Here is a 1,311-nt window from a genome sequence, read left to right as displayed (position 1 = left end):
TTACGACTTGTAATTTGAAACCTTTTGAGTGTCTTGTTCGTTTCATGATGTCAGCCTCCTTGGTACAATAAGTAGTATAATATTTATTACTCTTACTGTCCAAGTTCATTTAGGGGCTATAGAGAAAGGTGTCCTTTTGGTTTACACAAAATACGAATAAAAAGGCGTGAAGCCTACACTTTTTAGTGTAAGCTCCTACGCCTTATTTTTTTATTTCCTGGGGTTTTGTCCCAGCCCCCTCTTCTTTACGATACCGCTTCTTCCTCTTTTTTAAAGAAGGTTTTCATCGCTCGGTACACGTCTCCTTTTTCTTTTAGCACGTACGAGCGGAATCGAGGGTCTTTTAGATTTTTATAAGCATTCATTAAGGTGCTGTGACGGGAGTACTGATTGACCTCACTAAGGTATAAACGTTGCAATCTGATTGGCGATCTTATTGATGGTGTTTCGAGCGATAAAAACATTTTTTCCTTTATCCACCTCATTTATTTATACAATCACCTAAACACTTATCATTTCTTAAAATTGTAACAAAATTACACAATTAAATTATTGACTCCCGATAACAAAATCATTATCATAAACATATGATATTAACGAAACAGGTAACCCATTGGAATTCATGTCTCTGATGTGAACACTCCAATGGGTTATTTTTTGTTTATCCCTTAACATATTGTTCAATATATTTTTTCCCATATCTAAAATAATCATAAATTGAAACTAACCTGTGAAAGTCACTTCTTTGATTACTTTGAAAAGTATCATACCTATCATATTCATCCTGCAAGAATTTCTTTATTTCATCTAAACTTAAACGTTCAAAATTTTTAATAGTCCAAAGATACTTTCGTCTGTAATTTACTCTTATTTCTTTTGGCATGTCCGTTAAGTTATCGCCTTGGCCGAGGTTTGATAATGCTCTTATAATCTGCGAATTTAAGTAATCCTCTTTTTTTTGATGAGTTATTATATATTTATATACATTAGTGCATTCCTTCACCTCTTCATAGGTAAGTCCTCTCAAATATTTAAAAATAGGAAGGATTCTCTTTATCTTAAAATAAACCTCTTCATATGTACCTTTAATTAACTGTTTCTCATTGAATTTTTTATTATTAAATAAAACGTCTTCAAATACTGACTGTACTGGCCTAATTTTGTATCCGTAAAAACTATTAGTAACGGATTAACCCCCGTATTTTGGACAGTATCTCTCTTAATCTCACTTTATCTTAAAATTACATCCTTTTTCGTTTCCTTTTGTCCTTTTGAGATGATAGCCATTTCTTCCATTCCTTCAAGGATAAA

General features: G+C 32.3%; 1 pseudogene. It reads right to left on the bottom strand.

Features of this window, described 5'->3' with window-relative positions:
* Positions 1-245: 245 nt before the first annotated feature.
* Positions 246-398 (bottom strand): annotated as a pseudogene (locus E2L07_RS21450) (sporulation protein YhbH); the annotation flags it as partial.
* Between the last annotated feature and the right edge of the window lie 913 nt (positions 399-1,311).

Source organism: Halalkalibacterium halodurans (genome assembly GCF_004376175.1).
Taxonomy (GTDB): Bacteria; Bacillota; Bacilli; order Bacillales; family Bacillaceae_D; genus Halalkalibacterium; species Halalkalibacterium halodurans.
This window is presented reverse-complemented; position numbering and strand designations above follow the sequence as displayed.